This window comes from Micromonospora sp. NPDC051300, assembly GCF_044455315.1.
In the GTDB taxonomy this organism is placed as follows: Bacteria; Actinomycetota; Actinomycetes; order Mycobacteriales; family Micromonosporaceae; genus Micromonospora; species Micromonospora robiginosa.
Genome location: NZ_JBITEP010000002.1, coordinates 393,806 through 400,351, shown reverse-complemented (window position 1 = coordinate 400,351; position 6,546 = coordinate 393,806). Strand labels below are relative to the sequence as shown.

At 70.4% G+C, this 6,546-nt stretch carries 6 protein-coding genes; 2 read left to right on the top strand and 4 right to left on the bottom strand.

Features of this window, described 5'->3' with window-relative positions:
* Positions 1-439 precede the first annotated feature (439 nt).
* Complete coding sequence (locus ACIA5A_RS04910) at positions 440-736, top strand: lysostaphin resistance A-like protein (protein ID WP_396756476.1); 297 nt, start codon at positions 440-442, stop codon at positions 734-736.
* 13 nt (positions 737-749) lie between these two features.
* Here ACIA5A_RS04910 and polA read toward each other — a convergent pair whose 3' ends face one another.
* Complete coding sequence (polA, locus tag ACIA5A_RS04905; RefSeq protein WP_396756474.1) at positions 750-3,449, bottom strand: DNA polymerase I; 2,700 nt, start codon at positions 3,447-3,449, stop codon at positions 750-752.
* A gap of 76 nt (positions 3,450-3,525) precedes the next feature.
* Between polA and ACIA5A_RS04900 the strand changes: the two genes are divergently transcribed.
* Positions 3,526-3,786, top strand: a complete 261-nt coding sequence (locus ACIA5A_RS04900) for a hypothetical protein (RefSeq protein ID WP_396756472.1) — start codon at positions 3,526-3,528, stop codon at positions 3,784-3,786.
* Between the two features lie 39 nt (positions 3,787-3,825).
* On the opposite strand, the gene ACIA5A_RS04895 is transcribed toward ACIA5A_RS04900, so the two are convergent.
* The 3 genes from ACIA5A_RS04895 to ACIA5A_RS04885 are packed head-to-tail and all read right to left on the bottom strand — an operon-like array spanning position 3,826 to position 6,528.
* The gene (locus ACIA5A_RS04895) at positions 3,826-4,578 is read right to left on the bottom strand and encodes an amino acid ABC transporter ATP-binding protein (protein WP_396756519.1); all 753 of its coding nucleotides are present in this window, start codon (positions 4,576-4,578) and stop codon (positions 3,826-3,828) included.
* Positions 4,579-4,631: 53 nt separating this feature from the next.
* Positions 4,632-5,618: an amino acid ABC transporter permease gene (locus ACIA5A_RS04890; RefSeq protein WP_396756470.1), complete on the bottom strand. Its 987-nt coding sequence runs from the start codon at positions 5,616-5,618 to the stop codon at positions 4,632-4,634.
* A gap of 4 nt (positions 5,619-5,622) precedes the next feature.
* Positions 5,623-6,528 (bottom strand): ABC transporter substrate-binding protein, encoded by a 906-nt coding sequence (locus tag ACIA5A_RS04885; RefSeq protein WP_396756468.1) that lies wholly within the window; start codon positions 6,526-6,528, stop codon positions 5,623-5,625.
* Positions 6,529-6,546 lie beyond the last annotated feature (18 nt).

Genomic DNA, 6,546 nt, shown 5'->3' with positions numbered 1-6,546 from the left:
TCCGATGCCTCAAACGCTACGTCGCCCGCGAGCTCTACCAGATCATCACCTCAAACGATCTTAAACTCGCCGCTTGACATCCATAGGAGCATCCCTCGGTGGCCGGACCCGGTCGCGCCGTGGCGGGAGGCGACGCCGCTGCTGCTGGCCGGCGTCGCGTTCGCCGCGATCATGCCGCTGCTCGGTGGCGAGCCGGCGTACACCGTGGTGAAGCTCGTGCTGCTGCTCGGCGTACCGGTCGGGGTGTTCCTGGTCGCCCGGCGGTGGCCGCCGCGGTGGCGTCCCGGGCCGGCCCCGGCGGACGCCGCCCACCGCTGGGGGCCCGCGCTGCCGGTGGCGGCGTGGCTGGCGCTCAGCTACGGCGACCCCGCTGGCGGTCCCCGCCAGCGGCTGGGGGCGCACCGTCACGCCGGTCGAGCTGGTCGTCACCGTGCTGGTGGTGTTCGTGGTGAACGCGCTGCTGGAGGAGGTCTTCTACCGGCGCTGGTTGCAGACGAGGTGGGAGTCGCTGCTGGGCCGCTGGCCGGCGATCGTGCTGGCGTCGCTGGTCTGGGCGGCGTGGCACGTCGCCATCCAGGGCAGCGGCCGCCCCGGCACCGACCTGGCCTCGGTGGCTGTCAACCAGGGGGTGCAGGGGCTCTTCCTCGGCTATCTGTGGTCCCGGTATCGCCGGATGTGGCCGCCGCTGGTGGTGCACGGCGCGGTCAACGCGATGCCCGGGCTGCTCGGCATGTGAGTGTCGGGTCGGGTCAGTGGTCGGCGCTGTTCCAGTCGCGGCCCTCGCCCACCGACACCTCCATCGGCACCGACAGCGGGTGGGCGGCGCCCATCTCGGTGCGCACCAGGGTCTCCAGCGCCTCCCGCTCGCCCGGCGCGACCTCGAAGACCAGCTCGTCGTGCACCTGCAACAGCATCCGCGAGCGCAGGCCGGCGTCGCGCAGCGCGGCGTCGACGCGCAGCATGGCGACCTTGATGATGTCGGCCGCCGAGCCCTGGATCGGGGCGTTGAGCGCCATCCGCTCGGCCATCTCCCGGCGCTGCCGGTTGTCGCTGACCAGGTCGGGCAGGTAGCGGCGGCGGCCCAGGATGGTGGAGGTGTAGCCGTCCTGGCGGGCCCGGGCCACCACCTCGTGGAGGTAGTCGCGGACCCCGCCGAAGCCGGCGAAGTAGTTCTCCATCAGCCCGCGCGCCTCCTCGGCGCTGATGCCGAGCTGCTGGGACAGGCCGAACGCGCTCAGCCCGTACGCCAGGCCGTAGTTCATCGCCTTGATCTTGCGGCGCTGGTCGGGGGTGACGTCGCCGACCTCGACGGTGAAGACCGAGGAGGCGGTCGCGGCGTGGAAGTCGTGCCCCGAGTTGAACGCCTCGATCAGCGCGTCGTCCGTCGACAGGTGCGCCATGATCCGCATCTCGATCTGGCTGTAGTCGGCGGTGAGCAGGCACTCGTAGCCCTCGCCGACGACGAACGCGCGGCGGATCCGCCGCCCCTCCTCGGTGCGGATCGGGATGTTCTGCAGGTTGGGCTCGGTCGACGAGAGCCGCCCGGTCGCGGCCACTGTCTGGTTGAACGTGGTGTGGATCCGGCCGTCGTCGGAGACCGACTTGAGCAGCCCGTCGACAGTCGACTTGAGCTTGGCCACGTCGCGGTGGCGCAGCAGGTGGTGCAGCAGCGGGTGCTCGGTCTGCGCGTAGAGCCACTGCAGGGCGTCGGCGTCGGTGGTGTAGCCGGTCTTGATCCGCTTGGTCTTGGGCAGCGCCAGCTCGGTGAAGAGGATCTCCTGCAACTGCTTGGGCGAGCCCAGGTTGAACTCCCGGCCGACCACCTCGTAGGCGCCCTGCGCGGCGGCCTTCACCTCGGCGGCGAAGTGCGCCTCCAACTCGGAGAGATAGTCGGTGTCGGCGGCGATGCCGGTGCGCTCCATCTCGGCGAGCACCCGCATCAGCGGCAGCTCCACCTCGGCCATCAGCCGGGCGGACTGCTCGCCGTCGCGGGACAGCTCGGCGTCGATCGCGTCGGCCAGGTCGAGAGTGGCCCGGGCCTGGAGCATCAGGTTCTGCTCGGCGGCACCCTCGTCGCCGAACCCGTCCAGGGTGAGCTGGCCGGTCTCCGGGGCGTCGACGCGCAGCTCCCGGTGCAGGTAACGCAGGGCCAGGTCGGTGAGGTCGTAGGAGCGCTGGTCGGGGCGGGCCAGGTAGGCGGCGATCTGCGTGTCGCGGGCGATGCCCCGCAGGTCCCAGCCGTGCGCGGCGAACGCCAGCACCGCCGGCTTGCTGTCGTGCAGCACCTTGGGACGCCCGGCGTCGGCCAGCCAGCCGGCCAGGGCGGCCTCGTCGTCGGCCTCCAGCCGGGCCGGGTCGAACCAGGCGGCCGCGCCGCCGGCGGTGGCCAGCGCCATCCCGGTGACGGTCGCGGTGTGCCGGCGGTTGGGGCCGGTGTCGAGCGTGGCGGCCAGGCCGACCGGCGCACCCGTCGGGGCGTGCGTGTCCAGCCAGCCGGCCAGCGCGCCCGGCTCGGTCAGCACCTCGCCGGCCAGCTCGAAGCCCGCCTCGGCCTCCGGCTCGACGGCCTCCAGGTATTGGTAGAGCCGGTCGCGCAGGATGCGGAACTGGAGCGTGTCGAAGACCTGGTGCACGGCCTCCCGGTCCCAGCCCTGCCAGCGGGCGTCCTCCGGACGCAGTGGCAGCTCCAGGTCGGTGACCAGGCAGTTGATCTCGTAGTTGCGGATCACGTCGGCCAGCCGCTCGCGCAGGCTGTCGCCGGCCTTGCCCTTGATCTCGTCGGCGCGGGCCACCACGCCCTCGACCCCGTCGTAGAGGTTAATCCACTTGGCCGCGGTCTTCGGGCCGACACCCGGAACGCCGGGCAGGTTGTCGCTCGTCTCGCCGACCAGGGCGGCCAGGTCGCGGTAGCGGTCGGGGGTGACGCCGTACTTCGCCTCGACCGCGGCCGGGTCCATCCGGGCCAGGTCGGAGACGCCCTTGCGCGGGTAGAGCACGGTGACCTGGTCGCCGACGAGCTGGAACGCGTCCCGGTCACCGGAGGTGATCAACACGTCCATGCCCTGGTCGCGGGCCTGGCAGGCGAGCGTGGCGATGACGTCGTCGGCCTCGTAGCCCTCCTTCTCCACCACCGGCACCCGCAGCGCCGCGAGGACCTCCTTGACCAGGCTCACCTGGCCCTTGAAGTCGGTCGGGGTCTCGCTGCGGCCGGCCTTGTACTCGGAGTATTTCTCAGTGCGGAAGGAGCGGCGGGAGACGTCGAACGCGACCACGATGTGCGTCGGCTGCTCGTCGCGCAGCACGTTGATCAGCATCGAGGTGAAGCCGTAGACGGCGTTGGTCGGCTGCCCCGTGGTGGTGGAGAAGTTTTCCACAGGCAGGGCGAAGAAGGCCCGGTATGCCAGGGAGTGTCCGTCGACGAGGAGCAGGCGCGGCGTCGTAGCTGTCACGGCAGCGACTCTAGTCCGTACGCCCGACATCCCCGGCACGACCGGCCCCCACGGATCGCGACCGGACCGTTACGGTATGGAGATCAGTCGATGGCAGGTCAAGGAGGACTCGATGCGACGATGGGGTGTCCGAATTCTGGTACCGGCGCTCGCCACCGCCGGCGCGCTGACCGTGCTGAGCGGTCCGGCGTTCGCCGGCTGGGTCAACGGCGGGGTGTACACGCTCCAGTCCAAGTGCATCTCGGTCGGGCAGTCCCGGGTCAACAGCGGCACCTACCAGACCTACGTCTGCGAGCCGCAGAGCCCGGGCTGGCTGCTCCGGGGCTACGTGAACTGACCGGAGGGGTCCGGTGCGGCGCGCGCCGCACCGGACCCGTCAGAGCACCTTGGCCAGGAACGCCTTGGTCCGCTCGTGCTGCGGGGCCGCGATCACCTCGCGCGGGTCGCCCTGCTCGACCACCACGCCGCCGTCCATGAAGACCAGGTGGTCGCCGACCTCCCGGGCGAAGCCGATCTCGTGGGTCACCACGATCATCGTCATGCCGTCGCGGGCCAGGTCCTTCATCGTGTCCAGCACCTCGCCCACCAGCTCCGGGTCGAGCGCGCTTGTCGGCTCGTCGAAGAGCATCAGCTTCGGCTGCATGGCCAGCGCCCGGGCGATCGCCACCCGCTGCTGCTGGCCGCCGGAGAGCTGACCCGGGTACGCGCCGAGCTTGTCCCCCAGCCCCACCCGCTCCAGCAGCTCCGCGGCCCGCTCCCGGGCCTGCGCCTTCTTCGACTGGCGCAGCAGCACCGGCGCCTCGATGACGTTGCCCAGCACGGTCATGTGCGGGAAGAGGTTGAACCGCTGGAACACCATGCCGATCGCCCGGCGCTGCGCGGCCACCTCCTTGTCCCGCATCTCGTGCAGCTTCCCGCCGCGCTCCCGGTAGCCGATCAGGTCGCCGTCCACCCAGATCCGGCCGGCGTCGATCTTCTCCAGGTGGTTGATGCAACGCAGGAACGTCGACTTGCCGGAACCGGAGGGCCCGAGCAGGCAGCACACCTCGCCGGCGCGGACCTCCAGGTCGATGCCCTTGAGCACCTCCAGCGGCCCGAACGACTTGTGCACCTGCTCGGCCCGCACCATCAGGCCGGATTCGGCCGTCGGGGCGGTGGCCTGATTCGGAACGATCAACTCGGTCACGGTGTCCCCGCCCCTCCTCCGCCGCCGCCACCGGTCTCGGCGGCCAGCGTGTGCAGCCGGTCCCGGGCCCGCTGCGCGGTCCCGTAGCCCTTGCCGAAGTGGCGTTCCAGGAAATACTGGCCGACCAGCAGGATGCTGGTCAGGAACAGGTACCAGAGGCAGGCCGCGACGTACATCGGGAAGATCTGGAACGTCCGCTTGCCGACGGCGTCGAGTTGGAAGAACAGCTCCACGCTCACCGGGACGTAGAGCAGCAGCGAGGTGTCCTTGAGCATGGCGATGGTCTCGTTGCCGGTCGGCGGGATGATGACCCGCATGGCCTGCGGCAGCACCACCCGGCGCAGCAACTGGCCCCGGCTCAGGCCGAGCGCCTGGGCCGCCTCGGTCTGCCCCTCGTCGACCGACTGGATGCCGGCCCGGACGATCTCCGCCATGTACGCGGCCTCGGAGAGCGCGAGGCCGAGCAGGCCGGCCATGAAGCCGGTGAGGATGTCCCGGGAGGAGAACCCGAACAACCGCAGTTGCAGGTTGTCGATGCCGAACAACTGGCCGAGTTGGGTGTCGAACGGCACGCCGAACTCGACCCGACTCCACAGGATGCCGATGTTGCCGAACACGGCGAGCAGCACCAACCGCGGCACGGCCCGGAAGAACCAGGTGTAGAGCCAGGCCACCCCCCGCAGGATCGGGTTGTCGGAGAGCCGCATCACGGCGATCACCACGCCGAGCGTGACGCCGATCAGCATCGCGCTGACCGTCATCACCACGGTGCCGCGCAGCAGCCCCTCGATGATCGGCGGCCGGAACATCTTGTCGACCATGAAGGACCAGTTGAAGGCCTCGTTGGTCACCAACAGGTGGACGAACATCGCGGTCAGCACGGCGAGCACCGCCACCGCGACCCATCGTCCCGGGTGCCGCACGGGCACGGCCTTGATCGGTTCCGGCCGCGCCCGTGCGGTTGTCGCTTCCTCGGTGGTCATGTCGTCACGGGTTGATCGCGGGATCCGTGATCGCGCCGTCCCCCACCTTCCACTTGTCCAGCACCTGCTTGTAGGAACCGTCGGTGACCAGCGCCTTGGTGGCGTCGCGCACCGCCTCGGCGAACTGCGCCTGGTCCTTGGCCACCACGTAGCCGTACGGGGCCGCCTCGTACTGCTTGTCCAGCAGCTCCAGGGCGTCGTTGGACTGGGTCACCGCGTACACCCCGACCGGGTAGTCGGCGAGCATCGCGTCGTCCTTGCCGGAGACGACCGCCGCGGTGGCGGCGTCCTGGCCCGGGAACTGGTCGATGCTGATCGCCGGCTTGCCTGCGTCGGTGCACGTCTTGGACCGCTTCTGGATGTCCTCGACCTGGACCGTGTCCTTCTGCACCGCGATCTTCTTGCCGCAGGCGTTGTCCAGCGCGACGCCGGCCGGGTTGCCCTTCTTGGTCACCCACTGGGTGCCGACCTGGAAGTAGCTGACCATGTTGGCCTGGCCCTTGCGCTCGTCGTTGATCGTGAACGACGAGACGCCGACCTCGTACTTGCCCGAGTTGACGCCGGTGATGATGTCGCCGAACGGCGCCGAGACGAACTCCGCCTTGAGGCCGAGCTTGGCCGCCACGGCGGTGAACAGCTCCACGTCGAAGCCGATGACGGTCTTTCCGTCGGAGTCGAGGAACTCCGCCGGGGCGTACGTCGAGTCGGTGCCGACGACGATCTTGCCGTCCGACTTGATCGCGTCCGGGACCTTCGCGGCCAGCGCGGCGTCGACCGACGACGAGACGCTGGGGCCGCCGCCGGGCTGCTCGGTGCCCTCCTCCTCGCCGCAGGCGGCGAGGGAGAGCAGGAGGACTGCCGCGCCGGCGACGCCGAGCGCCGCCCGCCGGCCGGGGTTGGGGTGGACCATGGGGTACTCCTTTTGCGA

Excerpts from the sequence above, each read along its gene's own strand:
- ACIA5A_RS04890 (WP_396756470.1), bottom strand. The coding sequence starts at position 5,618 with ATGACCACCGAGGAAGCGACAACCGCACGGGCGCGGCCGGAACCGATC.
- ACIA5A_RS04895 (WP_396756519.1), bottom strand. The coding sequence starts at position 4,578 with ATGGTGCGGGCCGAGCAGGTGCACAAGTCGTTCGGGCCGCTGGAGGTG.
- ACIA5A_RS04885 (WP_396756468.1), bottom strand. The coding sequence starts at position 6,528 with ATGGTCCACCCCAACCCCGGCCGGCGGGCGGCGCTCGGCGTCGCCGGC.
- ACIA5A_RS04900 (WP_396756472.1), top strand. The coding sequence starts at position 3,526 with ATGGAGATCAGTCGATGGCAGGTCAAGGAGGACTCGATGCGACGATGG.